Source organism: Saccharopolyspora sp. NPDC003752 (genome assembly GCF_053605825.1).
On record NZ_JBSGJZ010000020.1, the window covers coordinates 20018 to 39691 of the forward strand.

The 19674-nt window shown below is 70.3% G+C and carries 18 protein-coding genes; 10 read left to right on the forward strand and 8 right to left on the reverse strand.

Annotation, left to right across the window (positions count from 1 at the left end):
* Window positions 1-5: 5 nt before the first annotated feature.
* Entirely contained in the window at window positions 6-1616 is a 1611-nt protein-coding gene (locus tag ACWEV3_RS24670; RefSeq protein ID WP_452616185.1) for an ABC transporter substrate-binding protein, read from the reverse strand.
* 444 nt (window positions 1617-2060) lie between these two features.
* Here ACWEV3_RS24670 and ACWEV3_RS24675 point away from each other — a divergent pair, with 444 nt between their 5' ends.
* The 7 genes from ACWEV3_RS24675 (at window position 2061) to ACWEV3_RS24705 (ending at window position 8265) form a co-directional block, all read left to right on the forward strand.
* The gene (locus tag ACWEV3_RS24675; RefSeq protein WP_452616186.1) at window positions 2061-2957 is read left to right on the forward strand and encodes an SIS domain-containing protein; all 897 of its coding nucleotides are present in this window, start codon (window positions 2061-2063) and stop codon (window positions 2955-2957) included.
* Complete coding sequence (locus ACWEV3_RS24680; RefSeq protein ID WP_452616187.1) at window positions 2954-3859, forward strand: ROK family protein; 906 nt, start codon at window positions 2954-2956, stop codon at window positions 3857-3859. The genes ACWEV3_RS24675 and ACWEV3_RS24680 overlap by 4 nt, the downstream gene beginning before the upstream one ends.
* The gene (nagA, locus tag ACWEV3_RS24685) at window positions 3856-5001 is read left to right on the forward strand and encodes an N-acetylglucosamine-6-phosphate deacetylase (protein WP_452616188.1); all 1146 of its coding nucleotides are present in this window, start codon (window positions 3856-3858) and stop codon (window positions 4999-5001) included. The genes ACWEV3_RS24680 and nagA overlap by 4 nt, the downstream gene beginning before the upstream one ends.
* Window positions 5002-5006: 5 nt before the next feature.
* Window positions 5007-5870: a class II fructose-bisphosphate aldolase gene (locus ACWEV3_RS24690; RefSeq protein ID WP_452616189.1), complete on the forward strand. Its 864-nt coding sequence runs from the start codon at window positions 5007-5009 to the stop codon at window positions 5868-5870.
* Window positions 5867-6805, forward strand: a complete 939-nt coding sequence (locus ACWEV3_RS24695) for a 1-phosphofructokinase family hexose kinase (protein WP_452616190.1) — start codon at window positions 5867-5869, stop codon at window positions 6803-6805. Before ACWEV3_RS24690 ends, ACWEV3_RS24695 begins: the two co-directional genes overlap by 4 nt.
* 216 nt (window positions 6806-7021) lie before the next feature.
* The gene (locus ACWEV3_RS24700) at window positions 7022-7807 is read left to right on the forward strand and encodes a DeoR/GlpR family DNA-binding transcription regulator (protein WP_358581797.1); all 786 of its coding nucleotides are present in this window, start codon (window positions 7022-7024) and stop codon (window positions 7805-7807) included.
* 80 nt (window positions 7808-7887) lie between these two features.
* Window positions 7888-8265 (forward strand): PH domain-containing protein, encoded by a 378-nt coding sequence (locus ACWEV3_RS24705; RefSeq protein ID WP_452616191.1) that lies wholly within the window; start codon window positions 7888-7890, stop codon window positions 8263-8265.
* 247 nt (window positions 8266-8512) lie between these two features.
* Here the strand turns inward: ACWEV3_RS24705 and ACWEV3_RS24710 are convergent, their stop codons facing one another.
* From ACWEV3_RS24710 to ACWEV3_RS24740, 7 genes are read right to left on the reverse strand one after another with little or no spacing between them, the layout of a single operon-like run.
* The gene (locus ACWEV3_RS24710; RefSeq protein ID WP_452616192.1) at window positions 8513-9730 is read right to left on the reverse strand and encodes a M6 family metalloprotease domain-containing protein; all 1218 of its coding nucleotides are present in this window, start codon (window positions 9728-9730) and stop codon (window positions 8513-8515) included.
* Window positions 9731-9763: 33 nt separating this feature from the next.
* Window positions 9764-11044: an alpha/beta fold hydrolase gene (locus ACWEV3_RS24715; protein ID WP_452616193.1), complete on the reverse strand. Its 1281-nt coding sequence runs from the start codon at window positions 11042-11044 to the stop codon at window positions 9764-9766.
* Window positions 11041-12015, reverse strand: coding sequence for an ABC transporter ATP-binding protein (locus ACWEV3_RS24720; protein ID WP_452616194.1), 975 nt, complete (start codon window positions 12013-12015; stop codon window positions 11041-11043). The genes ACWEV3_RS24715 and ACWEV3_RS24720 overlap by 4 nt, the downstream gene beginning before the upstream one ends.
* Window positions 12012-12830 (reverse strand): ABC transporter ATP-binding protein, encoded by an 819-nt coding sequence (locus tag ACWEV3_RS24725; protein WP_452616195.1) that lies wholly within the window; start codon window positions 12828-12830, stop codon window positions 12012-12014. The genes ACWEV3_RS24720 and ACWEV3_RS24725 overlap by 4 nt, the downstream gene beginning before the upstream one ends.
* Window positions 12827-13819 (reverse strand): ABC transporter permease, encoded by a 993-nt coding sequence (locus ACWEV3_RS24730; RefSeq protein WP_452616196.1) that lies wholly within the window; start codon window positions 13817-13819, stop codon window positions 12827-12829. Before ACWEV3_RS24730 ends, ACWEV3_RS24725 begins: the two co-directional genes overlap by 4 nt.
* Entirely contained in the window at window positions 13816-14751 is a 936-nt protein-coding gene (locus ACWEV3_RS24735; RefSeq protein ID WP_452616197.1) for an ABC transporter permease, read from the reverse strand. The genes ACWEV3_RS24730 and ACWEV3_RS24735 overlap by 4 nt, the downstream gene beginning before the upstream one ends.
* On the reverse strand, window positions 14748-16457 hold the full coding sequence (locus ACWEV3_RS24740) for an ABC transporter substrate-binding protein (RefSeq protein ID WP_452616198.1): 1710 nt from the start codon (window positions 16455-16457) through the stop codon (window positions 14748-14750). Before ACWEV3_RS24740 ends, ACWEV3_RS24735 begins: the two co-directional genes overlap by 4 nt.
* A gap of 63 nt (window positions 16458-16520) precedes the next feature.
* Here ACWEV3_RS24740 and ACWEV3_RS24745 point away from each other — a divergent pair, with 63 nt between their 5' ends.
* From ACWEV3_RS24745 to ACWEV3_RS24755, 3 genes are all read left to right on the forward strand, one after another.
* Entirely contained in the window at window positions 16521-17537 is a 1017-nt protein-coding gene (locus tag ACWEV3_RS24745) for a LysR family transcriptional regulator (protein WP_452616199.1), read from the forward strand.
* Between the two features lie 452 nt (window positions 17538-17989).
* Window positions 17990-19417, forward strand: a complete 1428-nt coding sequence (gene rox, locus ACWEV3_RS24750) for a rifampin monooxygenase (protein WP_452616200.1) — start codon at window positions 17990-17992, stop codon at window positions 19415-19417.
* A gap of 123 nt (window positions 19418-19540) precedes the next feature.
* Window positions 19541-19672, forward strand: a complete 132-nt coding sequence (locus ACWEV3_RS24755) for a hypothetical protein (protein ID WP_452616201.1) — start codon at window positions 19541-19543, stop codon at window positions 19670-19672.
* Window positions 19673-19674 lie beyond the last annotated feature (2 nt).

The window sequence follows — 19674 nt, forward strand, 5'->3', positions numbered from 1 at the left end:
CGGCATCACCCCTCGCGGCCGGGGCCGCACTCGAACTCGGTCAGGTAGTACTGGAGGTCGCCGCCGAGCGTGACCGGCGCGGCGCACGGCGCGTGCGCGGCGTAGATGGCCGGGTAGTAGAGCGGAATCGCGGGCATGTCGTCGAGGATCAGGTCCTCGGCGCGCTGCCAGAGCCGCGCCGCTTCCAGCTCGTCGCCGGTGCCCAGCGCCTGGTTGATCAGTTCGTTGGCGCGCGGGTTGTCGTAGCGGGTGTACTCGTTGCCGTCGCCGCCCTTGCGGAACATGCCCAGGTACTGGTCGGGGCTGGGGTAGATGTCGCCCCAGAGGCTCAGCGCCGGACCGGTCAGCTCGCCGCTGATCTGCGCCTGCGTGAGCTGGGCGGGCAGCACCGGCTTCAGCTTGACCTCGGCGCCCAGCTCCTGCCGCAGCGCGTTGGAGATGGCCAGCGCGATCTGCGACATCTCGGTGCCGCCACCGCCCCCGGTGTTGGAGTACCAGATGACCACCGGTTCCCGGAATCCGCCGGCTTCCGCGACGAGGCGGCGAGCCTCGTCCGGGTCGTACCGGCAGGCCGTGCAGGCGTCCGCCCGGTAGGGCGCGCCGACCGCCTCGACCAGCAGGGAATGGGCCGGGGTCGCCGTGCCGCGCAGCAGCGCCCCGGCCATCGCGTCGCGGTCGATCGACAGCGAGATCGCCTTGCGCAGCCGCGGATCGCGCAGCGACTCGACGTACTCGGGCACCAGCATCTGGGTGATCTGCCGCTGCTGCGGGATCGCGAACAGGCCGGAGCCGCCGAGCTGGGTGCGGGCGTCGTTGAGCAGGCCGCCGGGCAGGTTGCGCAGCACGTCGAGCTGCCCGGCCTGCACGTCGCGGTAGGCGGTGTCCTGCGACTGGTAGATCTTGAACTGGATCTCCTCGGCCGCCCCGGGCGGCACCTCGCCCTGGTAGTCGTGCCAGCGCTGCAGCACGATCTTCTCGTTGCGGTCCCAGCGGACGAAGCGGTACGGGCCGTTGCCGATCGGCGCCTGCGAGTAGGCGGTGGGGTCGGCCAGGCCCTCCTGCGGGATCGGGCACGCGCTGTAGGAGGCGATGATCTTCGGGAAGTCGTAGTTGGGCTGCTTGAGCGTGACCTGCAAGGTCAGCGGCCCGAGCACTGCCAGCCCGCGCAGCGTGTCGCGCTGCGGCGGGTCCTCGTTGACCTCGTCGAAGCCGTCGATGACGCTGAAGGTGGAACTCGCCTTGTACGCGTTGGGGCCGTAGGAGACCGCGTTCCAGGTGTCCGCGTAGGTCTGCGCGGTGATCGGTTCGCCGTTGTGGAACGTGCGGCCGGGGCGCAGCGCGATCGTCCACACCCGACCGTCGGCGGTGCGCACGCTTTCCGCGCCGCGCATCCGGAGGTCGCCGGCCCTGGCGAAGCCGAGGCCGGTCAGCGGCTCGCACAGTCCCATGTAGACCTGGCTGCCCGATTGCTGCTGCGAGTTGAGCTCCGGCGGGTCCGGGTACTGCGCGACCCGCAGCACTCGCCCGGCGTCGGCGTCGGGCATGCCGCAGCCCGTCAGCAGTGCCAGGCACATCCCGGCGGCGAGCACCAGCCGTCTCCGGAGCTTCTGGGGCATGTGTTGCTCTCCCTAACTCAGATAACCAGCTTGCGCATGTGTGCTCGTAAAACCGAGTTATCGAGCAACTTCATGCAAGTTCGGTCATTATTAACGCGGCCGGTGGTGCCTGTCACTACCTCGGTCCGCATTGCCTGGAACGTGCTGGTCAACGCGCTTGATCCGGTGACGTCGCGTGGTCGGGGCGCTACGCACGGCTTCTTTGCGGGGGCTGTCGCTGCAAGTTGGCGGCTCCTGCAGTAGCGATGGTTGGGGCGATATGCTGATTGATATTGATTGTTTAGTCTCTTGTTCGATCAAATTCGGGCATCTAGGCTGGCGGCGTGGCGCGCTGCGACGGACTCCGCGTGGCGGTCCGGCAGTGCCCGGCCTCCCGCTGCGCCGTCGTTCGGCGGCGCACCGGGGAACCAGCTCGCCGCGGAAACGACAGGTTTGGAGGACTTGATGACGTCTGGCGGATATCTCGTGGACGGCGAGATCGACAGCCAGCCGGAATGCTGGCTGCGCGCCGCGGAGCTGGCCCGGGAGGTGGCCGGAGTGCTGCCGGCCCGCGGTGAGCGGGTGGCCGTGGCCGGGTGCGGCACCTCCTGGTTCATGGCCATGGCGTACGCGACGCTGCGGGAGGCCGCCGGCGAGGGCGTGACGGACGCGTTCCCCGCGTCCGAGATGCCCATCGGCCGGCCCTACGACCGCGTGGTGGTGATCAGCCGCTCGGGAACCACCACGGAGGTGCTCGAACTCCTGCGGCGGCTGAGCGCAACGGTGCCCACGGTCGGGATCACCGCCGTCCCCACCGCGCCCATCGCGGACGCCTGCGACGAGCTGGTCGCGCTGGAGTTCGCCGACGAGCAGTCCGTGGTGCAGACGCGGTTCGCGACGACCGCGCTGGCCCTGCTCCGCGCTTCGCTCGGAGCGGATCTGACCGGGGCCGTCGCGGATGCCCGCACCATGCTGGGCGCCGAGCTCGGCGCGCTCCCGGCCAGCGAGCAGATCACCTTCCTCGGGAAGGGCTGGACGGTCGGGCTGGCGCACGAGGCGGCGCTGAAGGTGCGGGAAGCCGCGGGCCTGTGGTCGGAGGCGTACCCGGCCATGGAGTACCGGCACGGCCCCATCAGCATCGCCGAACCCGGCCGGGTGACCTGGATGTTCGGCGAGACCCCGACCGGGCTCGCCGCCGAGGTCGCCTCGGCCGGAGCCGACTTCGTCGACAGCGGGCAGCGCGACCCGATGGCGCACCTGGTGCTCGCCCAGCGAGTCGCGGTGGCTGCGGCGGTGAAGCGCGAGCTCGACCCGGACAACCCGCGCAACCTGACCCGGTCGATCGTCCTGGACGACATGTGACGGACAACGCCGGCGGCCCCGTGGTCGGTGTCGACGTGGGCGGGACCGAGACCAAAGCGGTGCTGGTCGACGCATCGGGGACGGTGCTGGCACAGCGCCGCCGCGCCACGCCGCCGCCGTCGCCCGACACGGTCCAGCGGGTGCTGGACCTGACGTCTTCGCTCGTCGCCGACCTTTCCGAGCGCGCCGCGCCGACGGCCGTGGGCTTCGTCGTGCCAGGGATCGTCGACGAATCCCGGGGCGTCGCGGTGTTCTCGGGGAACCTGGGGTGGTCGGACGTGCCGTTCGGCTCGTTGCTCGCGGAGCGGATCGGGCTGCCGGTCGCCTTCGGGCACGACGTCCGGGCCGGGGCGCTGGCGGAACACCGGCTAGGTGCCGCCCGGGAGGCGAGCGACGCCGTGTTCCTCCCGGTCGGCACCGGAATCTCGGCGGCGCACGTGCGATCCGGTCGGGTCCACGCCGCAGGCGGATACGCGGGGGAGATCGGGCAGGTCCCCATCGAGGCCGGCGAACGCCGGCGGATTCGCCTGGAGGAGGTCGCGTCCGCGGGCGCGATCAGCCGGCGCTACCAGGACCGGACCGGGACTCCGGCGGCGGGCGCGGCGGACGTGGCGAGGCGGGTCGCCGCAGGGGACCCGGTCGCCACCGCCGTCTGGGACGAGGCGGTCGATGCGCTGGGCGGCGCGCTGATCTGGCTCACCGCCTTGCTGGCGCCGGAAGTCGTCGTGGTGGGCGGTGGCCTGTCCCAGGCCGGGCCGCTGCTGTTCGACCCGCTCACCCGTCGCGTGGCAGAGGACTGGAACCTCCAGCGCACGCCGCGGATCGTGCCCGCCGCGCTCGGCGATCGCGCGGGCAGCCTGGGCGCGGCGCTGCTCGCCGCCGAACTGGTGGGGACGACATGATTCTCGGCGGCGGCAAGATCGTCGCGGCTGACTCCGCCGTCCTCGACCCCGGCTGGGTGGAGGTGCGCGACGGCCGGATCGCCTCCACCGGGGCCGGGCGGGCGCCGAAGCCCGTCGACGTCGACCTGCGGAATCGGTGGCTGGTACCGGGTTTCGTCGACATGCACGTGCACGGCGGCGGGGGAGCCGCGTTCCAGGACGGGACCGGGGAACGGGTCCGGCGGGCGGTCGAATTCCACCGCTCCCACGGCACGACCACGCTGGTGGCCGGGCTGGTCACCGCTCCGCTGCCGGTGATGGAGCGGAAAGTCGCCGAGCTCGCCGAGTCGGTCCAGGACGGGCTCATCGCCGGGGTGCACCTGGAAGGCCCGTTCCTGGCCGCCGCGCACTGCGGTGCACACCCGCCGTCGCTGCTGCGCGCACCGGCCGCGGCAGATCTGCGCCGATTGCTCGACGCAGGGGACGGTGCGGTCCGCATGGTCACCCTCGCGCCCGAACTGCCCGGCGGCCTGGACGCGGTGCGCCAGGTCGTCGACAGCGGCGCCACCGCCGCGATCGGGCACACCGACGCCGACTACGAACTCACCCGCGCGGCCGTGGATGCGGGGGTCACCGTCGCAACCCACCTGTGGAACGGGATGCGGCCGCAGCACCACCGCCGTCCCGGACCGGTGCCCGCCCTGCTGGCGGCGGCCGGGGTCACGATCGAGCTCATCGTCGACGGACTCCACCTGCACCCGGCGATCGCGCATGCGGCGGCGAGCGCGGCGGGACCAGGACGCACCGCGCTGGTCACCGACGCGATTGCCGCAGCCGGTCTGGGCGACGGCACCTACACCCTCGGCGAGGCGACCGTCCGGGTGCGCGGCGGCGAAGCCCGCCTGGCAGAAGGCGATTCGCTCGCCGGCAGCACGCTCACGCTCGACCGCGCGTTGCGCAACGCGGTCGCCATCGGAATCCCGTTCCTCGACGCGCTCGCGGCGATCACGAGCGTTCCCGCCCGCGCCGTCGGGCTCGGCGGCGAAGCCGGCTCGCTGGCTCCCGGCCGCCCGGCCGACCTCGTCGTGCTCACGGACGACTTCCTCGTCGACGCCGTGTTCGCGCGCGGCAAACCGGTCATCAACCACACTGGAAAGAGGTAGCAGCCATGCCTTTGGTCGGCACCGGCAGCGTCGTCGACGCCGCCGTCCGCACCGGTCTCGGGGTCGGTGCGTTCAACGTCATCGGGCTCGAACACGCGGATGCCCTGGTGGCCGGCGCCGAGCGCGCGGGGGCCCCGGTGGTGTTGCAGATCAGCGAGAACTGCGCGCGCTACCACGGCGCGCTGGAGCCGATCGCGTGCGCGACGCTCGCCCGCGCCCGCAGGGCCGAGGTGCCGGTGGCCGTGCACCTGGACCACGCCGAGTCCGAAGATCTGGTCGCCGAGGCCATCGAGCTCGGGTTCGGCTCCGTGATGTTCGACGCCTCGAAGCAGAGCTACGAGGAGAACGTGGCCCGCACGCGCGCGGTCGTGACCAGGTGCCACGACGCCGGGCTCTGGATCGAGGCCGAGCTGGGCGAGGTCGGCGGCAAGGACGGCGTCCACGCGCCGGGGGCCCGCACCGATCCGCGCGAGGCCGTCGACTACGTCGCCGCCACCGGCGTGGACGCGTTGGCCGTCGCGGTCGGCACCTCGCACACGATGGTGACGCGGGACGCCTCGCTCGACTTCGAGCTCATCGAGCGGCTCGACGACGCGCTGAGCGTTCCCCTCGTGCTGCACGGTTCTTCGGGCGTGTCCGACGAGGACCTCGGCTCCGCCATCCGCAGCGGCATGACCAAGATCAACATCTCCACGCACCTGAACAAGACGTTCACGGAGTCGGTGCGGCGGGTCCTGGCGGGCAGCCCGGGCCTGGTCGATCCGCGCAAGTACCTCACCGCGGGCAAGAAGGCCCTCGCAGCGGAAACCGCGCGCCTGCTCGGGGTCTTGCGGCTCGGCACCGGCTCGCCCCAGGACGCGACCGGATGATCATCACCGTCACCCCGAACCCCGCGCTGGACGTCAGCTACCGGGTGGAGCACGTCATCCTCGGGGAATCGCACCGCGTCCGCAGCGTCCACGAACGCGCCGGGGGCAAAGGTCTCAACGTCAGCAGGGTGCTGCACGGCCAGGGAGTCCCGACGCTCGTTGCCGCCCCTGTCGGGGGCGTCCTCGGCGACGTGATCCGCGACGACCTCACCGCTGCCGGGATCGAGCACGCGCTGCTGCCGGTGTCCGCTCCCACCCGCAAGACCGTCGCGGTGATCGCCGAAGCGGACGCGGGCGGGGCGACGCTGTTCAACGAGCCCGGCAGCCACCTGGGCGGCGAGGACTGGCAGCGGCTCAGGGCCCTCGTCGCCGAGCGGCTGACCACCGCTTCGGTCCTCGTGTGCTCGGGAAGCCTGCCGCCCGGGTGCGCGGCGAGCACCTACGCCGAGCTGGTCCGGGACGCCCACACCCGCTCGGTGCCCGCGGTGGTCGACGCCACGGGCCCCGCGCTGCTGGCGGCGGCTGAAGCCGGCGCGGACCTAGTCAAGCCCAATGCCGCCGAACTCCGCGAAACGACAGGACATGACGACCCGCTCAGCGGAGCTCAGCAGCTGCGCGACCGCGGCGCGGCAGCCGTGGTCGTCTCCCTCGGCCCGGACGGATTGCTCGCGGTCACGGATGAGGGGGTCTGGCGCGCAGCGCCGCCCTTCGCGGTGAGCGGCAACCCTACGGGCGCCGGCGACGCGGCGGTGGCGGCGTTCGCCGCCGGCATCATGCGCCGGGAGACCTGGCCCGAGCGCCTGCGCAATGCCGTTGCGTGGTCTGCGGCCGCGGCGGCGGCGCCGGTCGCGGGAACGCTCGACCGCCGCGTGCTCCGGGACGTCGCCGACGACATCGCGATCGAACCGCTGGCCGACGGACGCGCCGGTGAGTGACTCGACGGCTCTCCGAGGCGACCGGCCCGCATGACGTGGTCGTGAGTGCCTGTGGTCGCTCAAGCAGCCATGACCACTCACGACCCAAGGGCACAGGGCATCCGCTCAGAGGATGCAAAAAGGTCCGTGGAACACCTGTCACCCGGTGAGCGTTTATGAGCGATACTGGCCGTGTAGTGATCGATTCTGCGTTCGGCCGAAGGATGGGGGACACCGGTGGACCGGCATGCGCGACTGTCCGCGTTGCTCGACCTGCTCGGGGAACGAGGCAAGGTCACAGTGGACGAGATCGCCGAAGAGCTCAACGCTTCCGCGGCCACGGTTCGCCGCGATCTCGATCACCTCGCGGAGCAGCAGCTGCTGACCCGCACGCGCGGCGGAGCCGTCGCCCAGAACATCTCCTACGACCTGCCGCTGCGCTACAAGGCCGCCCGGAACGCGCGTGAGAAGGGGCGCATCGCCCGAGCGGCTGCGGCGATGGTCGCGCCGGGTGCGGTGGTCGGGGTCAACGGAGGCACGACCACCACCGAAATCGCGCGCAGCCTCGTGTCGCGCGCCGATATCGGCGACTCCGGCGAACGCACTTCGCTGACCATCGTCACCAATGCCCTGAACATCGCCAACGAGCTCGTCGTCAGGCCCCAGGTGAAGATCGTGGTGACGGGAGGCGTGGCGCGACCGCAGTCGTTCGAACTCACCGGGCCGCTCGGCACCCACCTCCTCGAGGAGATCACCCTCGACATCGTGTTCCTCGGCGTGGACGCCGTCGACCCGTCGCGCGGCGCGTTCGCGCACAACGAGGCCGAAGCCAGCATCAACCGCCTCATGACCGAACGAGCCGACCGCGTGGTCGTCGTCGCCGACAGCTCCAAGCTCGACCGCAGCGCCTTCGCCCACATCTGCCCGGTGGAGTCGATCGACATGCTGCTGACCGACTCGAACGCGCCCGCCGAACTCATCCAGCGCTTCGACGCAGCGGGAGTACCGGTCAAAGCGGTGTGAGCCGGAGGGGCGGCGTCGGGCGCCCGGCGTTTTCGTTAGTGTGGCCGAAGGGCATCCGATCTTCGCAGGGGAGTGCGAGCATGGGACTTTTCGACGGGATAATGGGCAACGCTTCGCGGGTCGACCCCCGTTCGGCAGCGCAGGAGTTCGGGCGCTTGCTGGCGCAGGGGGAGGAGATCCACGCCGCGTACCAGTTGATCCGGGACTCGTTCCTCTTCACGGACCGGCGCCTGGTCCTCGTCGACAAGCAGGGCATGACCGGCCGGAAGGTCGAGTACCACTCGGTCCCGTACCGCAGCATCACCCACTTCTCCGTCGAGACCGCCGGCACCTTCGACCTCGACGCGGAGCTGAAGATCTGGCTCTCCGGCACGGCCGAGCCGATCACGAAGCAGTTCGGCAAGGGCGTCGACGTCTACGAGGTCCAGGCCCTCCTGAGCGCCTACGTCGCACGCTGATCAGTTGCCGGCCGCCGAGCTGCGCTGGGAGCATACCGAGATCTCGCCGGTGCTTATCAGGGCCAACACCTCGCGGCAGGGCGCGCCGAACGAGTCCATTCACTGGGACCGCCACCTACTGCGGACAGTTTCGGCCTTCCAGCGGACGTGGCGGTGGTTCTAGACCAGGCGCTCCTATGCCACGAAAGCGGATTTCGTAGTGGGTGCGCCGCCGTGGCCGGGAGTCCCAGCTGCGCACCCAGCCACATCAATAGCCCAACCGTGCGTCGGTCTCAGCGCGGCTGACCCGCACGGTGTCGCCGGTGTCGCCGCTGTCAAGCACCTCGATCCGAACGCCCGATTGCGGGTCCGTGAATGACTGCCCGGGGAGGAATGCCCCGTCATCCAGCGGCTTGCAGCCGTTTTCCGGCGTGGTGCCGGGTTGCGCGTCCAACACCTGGACCGGCCCCTGACCGGTCTGGATCGCCGCGTCGACCCGGTAGATCAGCACGCCGGACGAGCAGGAGGCGGCATCGAGGCCGGTGGCGCGTCGGGATTCGGCGACGAATGCGGTGGTCGGTCCGGTGCGCACGACCGCGATCTTGTTTCCGCCGGGCTGCTCGACGGCGGTCAGCCGGGCGGTGACCTCGCCTGGACCGGGTAGGCAGACGACCTGCTCGTCGTGGCTCCAGCCGAGCTTCCAGGAGTGCCAGCCCAGCGGGTGCGGCGCGGCACCGCTGATGTCACCCATGACGTCCCACCCTCCCGCATGGCGGTGGATGTCGGGACCGGTGAAGGAGTACAGATCGGGAAGCCCGAACGTGTGCCCGGTTTCGTGGGGTGCGACCTCGTAGCCCCAGTGCCACATGTCCTGACCGAAGGTGACCGCCCACTTGATCCTGGTGCCATCGGCGACGACGCCGGGGGTGGCGGGCGCGAACAGGTAGGTCGGTGAGAACGTCACCGCCGCAGCCGTTTTCGGGGGGACGATGTAGACCAGGTCGTACGACGAGAAGTCCACCTGCGGGTCGGCAGCGGTGACGGCATCCCGGACGTACTGCTCGTGCTGTTCGAACGTGATGCCGCGGTCGAAACCGTACGTGGTGGATTCCCGCGGCATCCGCAGCCAGCGGTCCAGCGGGGCGATGTCCAGTTCGACCTCGCCGTAGGACGCTTGGTCCAGCCATTCCGCGGCCGGCTTCAGGTGATCGGCGTAGGTCGATGTCGGCCCGTCGGCCGGGGCGTCGGGAAAGTCCGCGAAGAGCATGAGGGTGCGGATTCGGCCGCTGGGCTTGAGGAACTGGACCGGATCGGTGTTGTGCCCCTCGTCGGTCCAGCCGGTCTGGCCGGGCAGGGCGCACTGCTGGGGGTCAGTTGCGCGAGCTGGTTGCGGGGTCGGTGCGGCGGCGACTGCGGTCGTGGTGGCGGCGGCGAGCAGGGTCAGCGAAGCGGCGAGCGGCAGCAACGCTCGTGTTGGGCTTGGCAATGAAGCCTCCAAAATTACGGTGGAATCGGGTCCTCAGACCCGTCCGGCGGCCATTTCCACCAGTCGGGCCAGTACGCGATCACCGGACGCGGTGACGCCGTTGTGCTCCCACTCGTTGGTGACCCACGCGCGCAACCCGCCCACCGCGCGAGCTGTGCCGAGCGAGAGTTCAGCGTCCACGTACATGTCGTCGTGGTAGATCACCGCGGCCACCGGCACTTCGTTGGAGGCCAGTCGTGCCGGGTCGTAGAGCGGGGGCCAGCCGGTGCGATCGGCGAGCAACTGGATTGCTCCCGCGAAGGGGCGCAGTCCCGCGATCTCGTCGAACATCCAGGGGTAGAACATCTCGCCGGTGAACAGCAGCGGGTCGGCGTCCGGGTCGAATTCCGGGAAGTCCGCCATGGCGTGGTGAGCCGCCCACGAGGTCGGCTCGTCGCCCTGGGCGTAGGCCGATTCCTGCAGCACGGCGAACAGCGGGTTGTCCACGAAGCCGGTCAGGTTCATCACCTGGTAGCGGAACGTCGCGGAGAGGTCCCCGTCCGGGCCGAACGCTTCGTCGAGCAACCAGTGCACGCGCTCGAACCCGTCGCCCATGCCGAAGACGAGCCCCAGGGTGCGAAGCCGCTGCACGGTCAGCCGGTCCCCGTCCGGCAGCAGGACCACGTTGCGCGCGAGCAGGTCGGCAATCCGGCGCACCAGGTCGCGATCTCCTGGATAGCGGGCGTAATAGGCGGAGACCTTGTCCCGAACCCGGGGATAGGTGCGCGCGTAGACCTCGCCGGCGGTGGCGTTCAAACCTGGCAGGCCACCGGTGACGTAACAAGCGCGCAGTCCTTCGGGAGCTCGGGAGAGGTAGGTCAGCGTGATGAAGCCGCCGTAGCTCTGCCCCAGCGTTTCCCAGGGTTCGTCCCCGCACAGTCGCCGCCGGATCAGCTCCGCGTCCGCGACGATCGAGTCCGCGCGGAAGTGGCAGAGGTGGTCCGCCAGATCGGCGGCTGATTCGTACCGCGCGGCCGCGCGGGCGGTCACCGGACTGCTGCGGCCCGTGCCCCGCTGGTCCAGGAGCAACACGCGGTGGGTCTTGAGGGCGTGGCCGAGCCATCCTTCGGACGCGCTCAGCGGCCGCGGGGACTTACCACCTGGTCCGCCCTGCAGGTACAACAGCCAGGGCAGCCGCTCTCCTGCGCGAACCGGGTCGACCAGCTCGCGGGCGAAAACCTCGATCGACGGGCCGCCCGGATCGGCGTGATCCAGCGGTACCGGAAACAGGTGATCGGTCACTGCGACGCCAGGAAGGCGGTACGTGCGGCTCATGGGGTCCTTTCTTCGGGGAAGTGGCAGGCCACGTGGTGGCCGGGCGTGATCGTGCGCAGCGCGGGACGCTCCTGCTCGCAGCGCTGCGCGGCCTTGGGACATCGCGTGCGGAAGGGACAGCCGCTGGGCGGAGCCAACGGGCTGGGCAGGTCGCCGTGGAGCACGATCCGCTCGCGGGAGCGCTCCGCATCCGGGTCGGGCAGCGGCACGGCGGACAGCAGCGCGCGGGTGTAGGGGTGGGCCGCCCGGGAGAACAGCGTGTCGCGATCGGCCGTCTCGACCACGGTGCCGAGGTACATGACCGCGATTCGGGTGCTGATCTGGCGCACCACGCCGAGGTCGTGCGCGATGAACACGTAGCTCAGCCCGAATTCGTCCTGCAGATCCTTCAGCAGGTTGAGGATCTGCGCCTGCACCGAGACGTCCAGCGCCGAGACCGGCTCGTCGCAGACCACCAGCCGGGGCCGCAACGCCAGTGCCCGCGCGATGCCGATCCGCTGGGCCTGGCCTCCGGAGAACTCGTGCGGGAAGCGGGATGCGTGTTCCGGCCGCAGCCCCACCCGCTCCAGCAGTTGCTCGACCGGTTCGTTCGGCGCCAGTCCCTGGTACTGGAACGGTGCGGTCAGGATCCGCCGGACCGTCTGCCGCGGATTCAGCGATGAGAACGGGTCCTGGAAGATCATTTGAAGTTCCCTGCGGACCGGTCGCAACGCCGCCTCGCCCAGTGGCGCGAGTTCCCGGCCGGCGAACCGCACGGTCCCGCTCGTCGGTGTGTCCAGCCGGGTGAGCAGCCGCCCCACCGTCGACTTGCCGCAGCCGGACTCGCCCACCACGCCCAACGTCTCGCCCTGGGCCACGTGCAGCGAGACTCCGTCCACAGCGGACACGCAGCCGATCCGCTGCCGGGTCAGGCGATGCCGCACCGGGTACCGCTTCACCAGGTTCTGCGCTTCCAGCAACGGCGGTTTCATGGAGCCTCCACTGTGGGCAGCCGGTGCGGGAGCGGTCCCTCGACGCGGGGCACGCAGTCGAGCAAGCCACGGGTGTAGGCGTTCTCCGGCTGGTAGAACACCTTTCGGACCGGGCCCCGTTCCACCTCGCGTCCGCCGTGCATCACCACGACGTCGTCTGCGAGCCCGGCGACCACCCCCATGTCGTGGGTGATGAGCATGATCGCGGTGCCGGATTGTTCGCGCAGATCGCGCAGCAGGTCCAGGATCTGGGCCTGCACGGTCACATCGAGCGCGGTGGTCGGCTCATCGGCGATGAGCAGGTCGGGTTCCAGGCACAACGCCATCGCGATCATGACGCGTTGCCGCATGCCACCGGAGAACTCGTGCGGATAGGCCCGGGCCCGCCGCTCGGGCTGCGGGATGCCCACCCGATCCAGCATGCGCACCGCCACGCGATGCGCCTCGCGGCGCCCTACCGGGCGGTGCGCCCGGTAGGCCTCGGCGATCTGGAAAGCCACCGGGTAGTACGGGTTCAGGCAGGACAGCGGATCCTGGAAGATCATCGCTATCCGGTCACCGCGCAACCTGCGCAGCCGACGTCGGGCCCACGGGCCCGCAGCGGCCAGATCCCGCCCGTCGAAGTGGATCTCGCCGGTGATCTCGGCGTCGGACAGCAGACCCAAGACAGCCAGACTGGTGACCGACTTGCCGCTGCCCGATTCCCCGACCACGCCGAGCACCTGCCCGGCCGCCAGGTCGAGGTCGAGGCCGTCCACCGCGCGCACCCCGGATGCGAAGTCGACGGTCAGACCGCGTACGGACAACAGGTTCATCCGGCGACCCTCACTCTCGGATCGAGCAGCGCGTAGAGCAGATCGACGGCGAGGTTGGCGATGATCACGAACGCCGCCGCGAACAGCGTCACGCCGAGGATGACCGGCTGGTCGGCGCTGGTGATCGCGTCGGCCGCGAGTTTGCCGACACCGGGCAGGCCGAACACCGACTCGGTGATCAGCGCTCCGCCCAGCAGCGCACCCAGATCCATCCCGAAAATCGTCACGATCGGCATCAGCGCCGGACGCATCGCGTGCCGCCGCAGGACGACCGGCTCGGCCAAGCCCTTGGCCCGCGCCGTGCGCACGTAGTTCTGCCCGAGGCTTTCGAGCATCTCGCCGCGCGTCACCCGCGCATAGATCCCGGCGTAGAGCATCGCCAGTGCGATCCACGGCATGAGCATCGACTCGGCCCAGCCGATCGGATCTTCGGTGAAGGCGACCTCCTGCGGGTAAGGCAGCACTTGCAGCGTGACCACCAGAACGTATTGCAGCACCAGCGCGGTCAGGTAGATCGGCAGCGAGATCCCGCCGAGCGCGGCGATCATCGCCATCCGGTCCCAAGCGCTGCCACGGCGCAGAGCGGAGATCACCCCCGCGGCGACGCCGACGTACAGCCACAGCGCCGCGGCCCCCACCGCGATCGAGATGCTGACCGGAAGCCGGTCGGTGAGCATCTCCCAGACCGGCTGGTTCGTCTGGAAGCTGAAGCCCAGGCAGGGGAAGGGGCAGGTGATGACCTGCTCGCCGGTGCCGTACGTCCGGCCCGCGACGATTCCGCCGAGGTAGTTCGCGAACTGCTCGGGCACGGGCCGGTCGATGCCGAGCGTCGAGCGGATCTCCGCGATCCGCTCGGGGCTGCACGCCTTGCCGCAGGCACCCTGTGCCGGGTCGGCGGGCATGAGGTGGAACACCGCGAAGGTGAGCCCGCAGACCACCAGCAGGATCGCGGCCGCCGCCGCAAGCCTGCGGATCAGGAAAACGATCATGGTTGCCAGCTCCTGGGATCGAACACGTCGCGCACGGCGTCGCCGAGCACGTTGAACGCCAGCACGGTGATGAACAGGAAGGCACCGGGAATCAGGAAGTACAGCGGGTCTGCGGCGTACCACGGCACCGCGGCAGCGATCATCTGCCCCCACGACGGCGTCGGTGGCCGCACCCCCACCCCGAGGAAGGAGAGCCCCGCCTCGGTGGCGACGTAGCTCGGGATCGACATGGTCGCGACGACCAGGATCGGGCCGCTCAGGTTGGGCAGGACCTCCCGCACCAGCAGCGCCCGGCGGGAGGCGCCGAGCGCCCGGGCCGCCGAGACGAACTCGCTGCGGGCCAACACCGCGGCCTGTCCGCGAACGATCCGCCCCACGTACGGCCAGCCGAAGAAACCGAGCACGACCACCAGCAGCACCTCGCGATCGGCGTCCGGTGCCGCGGAGATCAGTGCGATCATGAAGATCAGGCTGGGAAACGACATCAGCAGGTCCATCACCCGGCCGATCGCGGCGTCGACCAACCCGCCGAAGAAGCCCGCCGCCAAGCCCAGCGCGCTGCCCAGCACCACCGAGACAGTCGTGGCGAGCAGGGCGATGAGCAGGGAGACCCGCGCACCGTAGACGATGCGAGCCAGGATGTCCCGGCCGGTGATCGGCTCGACGCCCAGCCAGTGATCGGCACTGATCCCGCCGAACGCGCCGCGCGGCAACCCGCCGAGCACGGGGTCGAGGGTCCCGGTGTCGAACGAGGTCGGCGACGTGCCGGCGAGCCCGGTGACCAGTGGAGCGGCGAGCGCCACGAGCACCAAAGCGGCTACTACCGCGAGTGCGGCCACCGTTGACCACTGCGCGCACAGCCTGCGCAGCGCGGGGGCATCCGTCCGCGCGGGGAGCGCCGTCGCGGGTGCCGGCATCGGCGGGGCGGTCATTCGCGCAGCCCCACCGACGCGAGGTCGATCCTGCCGACGTAGGCGATGTGCCCGTACGCGCCGGCGACGTTGCCTCCCACCAGGATCGGCGAGCGGTCCCACAAGAACGGCACGACCGGCACGTCCTGCATGATCTCCTTGGCCAGTTCGCCGTAAGCGGCCGCTGCTCTCGCCGGATCGGTCATCGCGGCGATCTCGTCGAACTTCGCGTTGACCGGCGCGGAGTTGTACTGCGCGCGGTTGTTGTTTCCCACGCCGGTGATCAGCCGTCCGTCCAGCACCGTCGGCAGGTAGGTCGAGGCACCCGGCCAATCGGGCGTCCAGCCGTCGATCACCAGGTCGTGCTGCTCGGCGGTGTTGCCCACCACGCTGTAGTAGGCCGACGAGCTGATCTCGTTGATCTTCACCTCGATCCCGGCTCGGCCGAGGGCTGCCTGCACGCTCTCGCCCTGAGCCCGGCCAACGGCGGTGGCCGGGACGTCGAGGGTGAGCGTGATGCCCGGTGCGGTGCCCGCCTCGGCGAGCAACGCCTTGGCCTTGACCGGGTCGCCCCTGCCATCCGGGCTTGGATACGGATCTTCCGGGACATGGCCGGGTATCGAGGGTGGTAGCAGCGTGGTGGCGAGCTCCCCGGCGATCGGGCCGCCCCTGGTGGTGCGCAACGCATCCTTGTCGAGCGCGTAGGCGATCGCCCGGCGGACGAGCACGTTGTCCAGCGGCTTGCGGGAGGTGTTGATCGCCAGGTAGCGCGTGTTGATCGACTCGCCCGTCACGAGTCGGCTGTGCAGCCTCGGATCTGTCATCACCCGTCCTACCGAGGACGGGCCGATCGGTTCCATCGCGATCGCATCGGCGTCCTCGCCCCGGGCGGCGATCAGCCGCTGGTCGACCACTGCGGCATCCAGGCCCAGCTCGATCACGATCTTGTCGGGGAGCCCCTTGCGCACCTGGTCGGTGGACGGATCCCAATGCGGGTTGCGCGCCAACTCCAGCCGCTTCTTGGGTTCGAACCGCTCGATCCGGTACGGGCCGGAGGAGAAGGGCCGCGCGTCATAACCAACGCCCGTGTCCTTGTCCGCCGGCACCGGGGCGAACAACGGCAACGACATCGCCGAACCGAAATCGGCCACCGGGCGGTTGAGCTTGAACACGATCGTCTTGTCGTCCGGGGTCTCGATCGAATCCAGACCGCTGCCGTCCCGGTACGGGCCGTGGTACGACTCGCCGCCGACCAGCCAGGTCCTGGCGTACGGTGGTCCCTCGGGCAGTTCGGGCGCGAACGACCGCTGCACCCCGTACTTGATGTCCCCGCTGGTGATCGGGCGGCCGTCCTCGAACCGCACACCGTCCTTGAGCGTGAAGGTCCAGGTCCTGCCGCCGTCACCGGGACGGCCGGTGTCGGTGGCCAGATCGGGCACGATCGTCCCGCCGTTCTGGCCGGGTGCTGCGGCGTACGTGGTCAGCGTCCGGTAGATCAGCCTGCCCACGTTCTGCGAGTGCGTGGGGTAGTTCCGGGCCGGGTCGAGATGTTCGATGCCGATGCTGGACAGCACGTGCAGCGTGCCGCCCCGGACGGCTTCGCCGGCCGGCCCGCTACCGCCGTCCGCCGCCGCGCCGCAGCCGGCTGCGGCGGCGAACGCCAGCGCCAGGCTCGCCGCCAGTCCAGCGCGCCGTTTGCCCACTGACTGCTCACTGCGATGTGACATGCAAGGAAGAGTGCTGACGGCGGATGGTGGTGGGGAGCTCTCAGCTGCCCATAACATCGCGCTATGGAGCTGGAAGTTCGCCATCTGCGCGTTGTTTGCACGATCGCGGAAACGGGCAGTCTGACCCGCGCAGCCGCCGCGCTGCACCTGACCCAGCCCGGCCTGAGCGCCCAGTTGCGGCGAATCGAGACCATGCTCGGCGGGCGGCTGTTCGATCGCCGCAGCAGCGGGGTGGCGCCCACCGCGCTCGGCGAACTGGTCCTCTCCCGTGCGAGGGCGGTGTTGCCCACCCTCGACGAGCTGATGAACACCGCCGCGCTGGCTGCCCGCTCGGAGGCGATGCCGCCCCGCCGGATTCGCCTCGGTTCGGTCAACGCGCCGCTGCTCGGCGGTCTGATCGAAGCCGCCCGGACGTTGCACCCGCAGGCCGAGATCACCTCCCGCGAGCAGTACTCCCCGATACCGCTGGTCGACGATGTCGCCGCGGGCCGCCTGGAAGCGGCGGTGGTCGGCGACAACCCCGGATACGAGCTGCCGCCCCGAGGCGGGGTCGTGCTGCATCCGGTCGCCACCGAGCCGGTTTTCGCGATGCTGCCCGCCGCACATCCCCTGGCGGCCCAGGACGAGGTCGAGCTCGCCGATCTGGTGCGCGAGGATTGGGCGGGGCCGCGTCCTGACGACCGCACTCCGGAGTATTGGGCGAGAGTTGTGCTCGGCACCGGCAGGCGAGTGCGCATGCCGTACGTGGCGGAGGGCCGATTGCTCGTGGACATCGTGCGCCACGGCCACGCGGTCAGCCTCTGCCAGGCCACGTTCGACGAGGTTCCCGGCCTCGCGATACGTCCCATCGCGGGCAATCCGATCTGGTACCGGCACCTGGTGGCCTGGCACCGCGACGGCCCGCTGGCCGAATCCGCTGACTTCATCGGCAGGCACGTGGCCGAGGCCCACGAGTCGGCCTGCGCCCGCAATCCGGTCTACACGCGCTGGCACGCTCGCCACCGCTCCGGTGAGACCGGCGCGGAAACCACCCCTCGGCCATTGCCGGAAGCCGAGTCCGAGCTCGTTGACGAAGCCTGACGGAGGAGTTCTGCAGCCGAGTCGTGGGGGATGAGCTGGAGATCGTTTCAGCATGGGTGCGCGGACGCGTGTGGACGTGTTCGTCTGGTGTGCAGGGCGTCGATTTCGCGCGAAATCGCCACCGGGCGGAGCCATTCTGAAACCGCCTCTTGGCGAGGGAATCCGGAAAAGGGGCCGGTGCCGAGCGGGCCTGGACGACTGCATCGGACCGATATCTTCGGCGCATGCAGCGCGGCGACCACTCCGGGAGAGCGGCGCGAATTCAAGGTGATCTCCTTCGTCCACATCGGACGAGGAAGTGGGGAATGCATTCCCTTCCCACTTCAACGTATAGCGCACCGGGGGGCTTGCGGCAAGACCCGGGTGGTGCCGCAGAATCTCCGGCCGAAGCCAGAACCTGCGGAATTGTGCGGGGCGGCTGGCCGAACGCAACCTTGTTGAATCGGGGATTCATGTTCGACGTGATCATTGCCGGTGGCGGGCCGACCGGCTCGATGCTGGCCGGTGAGCTGCGGCTGCACGGTGTGCGCGTGCTCGTGCTGGAGAAGGAGGCGGAGCCGGCCAAGTACGTCCGCGGGCTCGGCATGCACGTGCGCAGCATCGAGATCATGGACCAGCGCGGCCTGCTGGAGCGGTTTCTCGCGCACGGCCGGGAGTATCCGCTCCATGGTTTCTTCGCCGGTATCGCCAAGCCGTCGCCGGACGGACTGGACACCGCGCATTCGTACGTCCTCGGCATCCCGCAGACCATCACCGATCGCCTGCTGGTCGAGCACGCCGCGGAGGTCGGCACCGAGATCCGGCGCGGCTGCGAACTGGTCGGGCTGAGCCAGGACGACCACGGGGCGACCGCCGAGCTGGCCGACGGCACGCGGTTGCGTGCGCGCTACCTCGTCGGCTGTGACGGGGGCCGCAGCACGGTGCGGAAGTTGCTCGGCGTCGCCTTCCCCGGCGAGCCCTCCACGACCGACATGCTGCTGGGCGAGCTGGAGGTCACCGCGCCGCCGGAGGCGGTGGCCGAAGTGGTGGCCGAGATCCGCAAGACCAATCGGCTGGTCGGCGCCGGGCCCGCCGGCGACGGCTTCTACCGCGTCGTCGTGCCTGCCGCGGCGGTGGCCGAAGATCGCTCGGTTCCGCCGACCCTCGAGGAGATCAGGCAGCAGCTGCGGGTGTTCGCCGGAACCGACTTCGGTGTGCACTCGCCGCGCTGGCTGTCCCGCTTCGGCAACGCCACCCGGCTGGCCGAGCGATACCGGGTCGGCAGGGTGCTGCTGGCCGGCGATGCGGCGCACATCCACCCGCCGATGGGCGGGCAGGGGCTCAACCTCGGCGTCCAGGACGCGTTCAACCTCGGCTGGAAACTGGCTGCCGAGCTCACCGGCTGGGCACCGGAGGGACTGCTGGACAGCTACCAGGCAGAACGGCACCCGGTGGCCGCTGCCGTGCTGGACAACACGCGCGCCCAGATGGAGCTGCTGTCCACCGAGCCCGGCCCGCAGGCGGTGCGCCGGCTGGTGTCGGAACTGATGGACTTCGAGGAGGTGAACCGGTACCTGATCGAGAAGATGACCGCGATCGACATCCGCTACGACTTCGGCGAGGGGCATGACCTGCTCGGTCGGCGGCTGCGGGACGTGACGCTGAAGCAGGGGCGCCTCTACGAGCTGATGCGCGGTGGCCGCGGCCTGCTGCTCGACCAGAGCGGCCTGCTCTCGGTGGCGGGCTGGGCGGACCGGGTCGACCACGTCGTCGACACCAGCGAGGAGCTGGACGTGCCCGCCGTGCTGCTGCGGCCGGACGGCCACGTGGCCTGGGTCGGCGACGACCAGCAGGATCTGCTCAGCCGACTGCCGCGCTGGTTCGGCGCCGCAGTCGGCTGAGCTCGCAGGTGTGCTCCGCCCCATCTCGACGGGTCGGTGTCTCCTGTGGACGATGGTGGCAGGCCGAGTCAAGCCGCCGTGTGCGCCAGCCAGTGATCGGCCAGGTCGCGGTCTCCGCTGATCGTGACCTGGCCGACCGACAGTCGTCGGGTGCGCCGCTACTGGCACCTCGCCGGCGAGATCACGGGCGAACCCGCGTCGGTCGGCGTCGCGCACACCTGGCTGCTCGACGCCCTGGGCCGCACCGCGAGCTGAAT

Bases quoted from the DNA above. Each gene is read 5' to 3' on its own strand.
- ACWEV3_RS24690 (WP_452616189.1), top strand. From the start codon at position 5,007: ATGCCTTTGGTCGGCACCGGCAGCGTCGTCGACGCCGCCGTCCGCACC.
- ACWEV3_RS24695 (WP_452616190.1), top strand. From the start codon at position 5,867: ATGATCATCACCGTCACCCCGAACCCCGCGCTGGACGTCAGCTACCGG.
- ACWEV3_RS24715 (WP_452616193.1), bottom strand. From the start codon at position 11,044: ATGAGCCGCACGTACCGCCTTCCTGGCGTCGCAGTGACCGATCACCTG.
- ACWEV3_RS24725 (WP_452616195.1), bottom strand. From the start codon at position 12,830: ATGAACCTGTTGTCCGTACGCGGTCTGACCGTCGACTTCGCATCCGGG.
- ACWEV3_RS24745 (WP_452616199.1), top strand. From the start codon at position 16,521: ATGGAGCTGGAAGTTCGCCATCTGCGCGTTGTTTGCACGATCGCGGAA.
- ACWEV3_RS24735 (WP_452616197.1), bottom strand. From the start codon at position 14,751: ATGACCGCCCCGCCGATGCCGGCACCCGCGACGGCGCTCCCCGCGCGG.
- ACWEV3_RS24730 (WP_452616196.1), bottom strand. From the start codon at position 13,819: ATGATCGTTTTCCTGATCCGCAGGCTTGCGGCGGCGGCCGCGATCCTG.
- ACWEV3_RS24720 (WP_452616194.1), bottom strand. From the start codon at position 12,015: ATGAAACCGCCGTTGCTGGAAGCGCAGAACCTGGTGAAGCGGTACCCG.
- ACWEV3_RS24675 (WP_452616186.1), top strand. From the start codon at position 2,061: ATGACGTCTGGCGGATATCTCGTGGACGGCGAGATCGACAGCCAGCCG.
- rox (WP_452616200.1), top strand. From the start codon at position 17,990: ATGTTCGACGTGATCATTGCCGGTGGCGGGCCGACCGGCTCGATGCTG.
- ACWEV3_RS24705 (WP_452616191.1), top strand. From the start codon at position 7,888: ATGGGACTTTTCGACGGGATAATGGGCAACGCTTCGCGGGTCGACCCC.
- nagA (WP_452616188.1), top strand. From the start codon at position 3,856: ATGATTCTCGGCGGCGGCAAGATCGTCGCGGCTGACTCCGCCGTCCTC.
- ACWEV3_RS24670 (WP_452616185.1), bottom strand. From the start codon at position 1,616: ATGCCCCAGAAGCTCCGGAGACGGCTGGTGCTCGCCGCCGGGATGTGC.
- ACWEV3_RS24740 (WP_452616198.1), bottom strand. From the start codon at position 16,457: ATGTCACATCGCAGTGAGCAGTCAGTGGGCAAACGGCGCGCTGGACTG.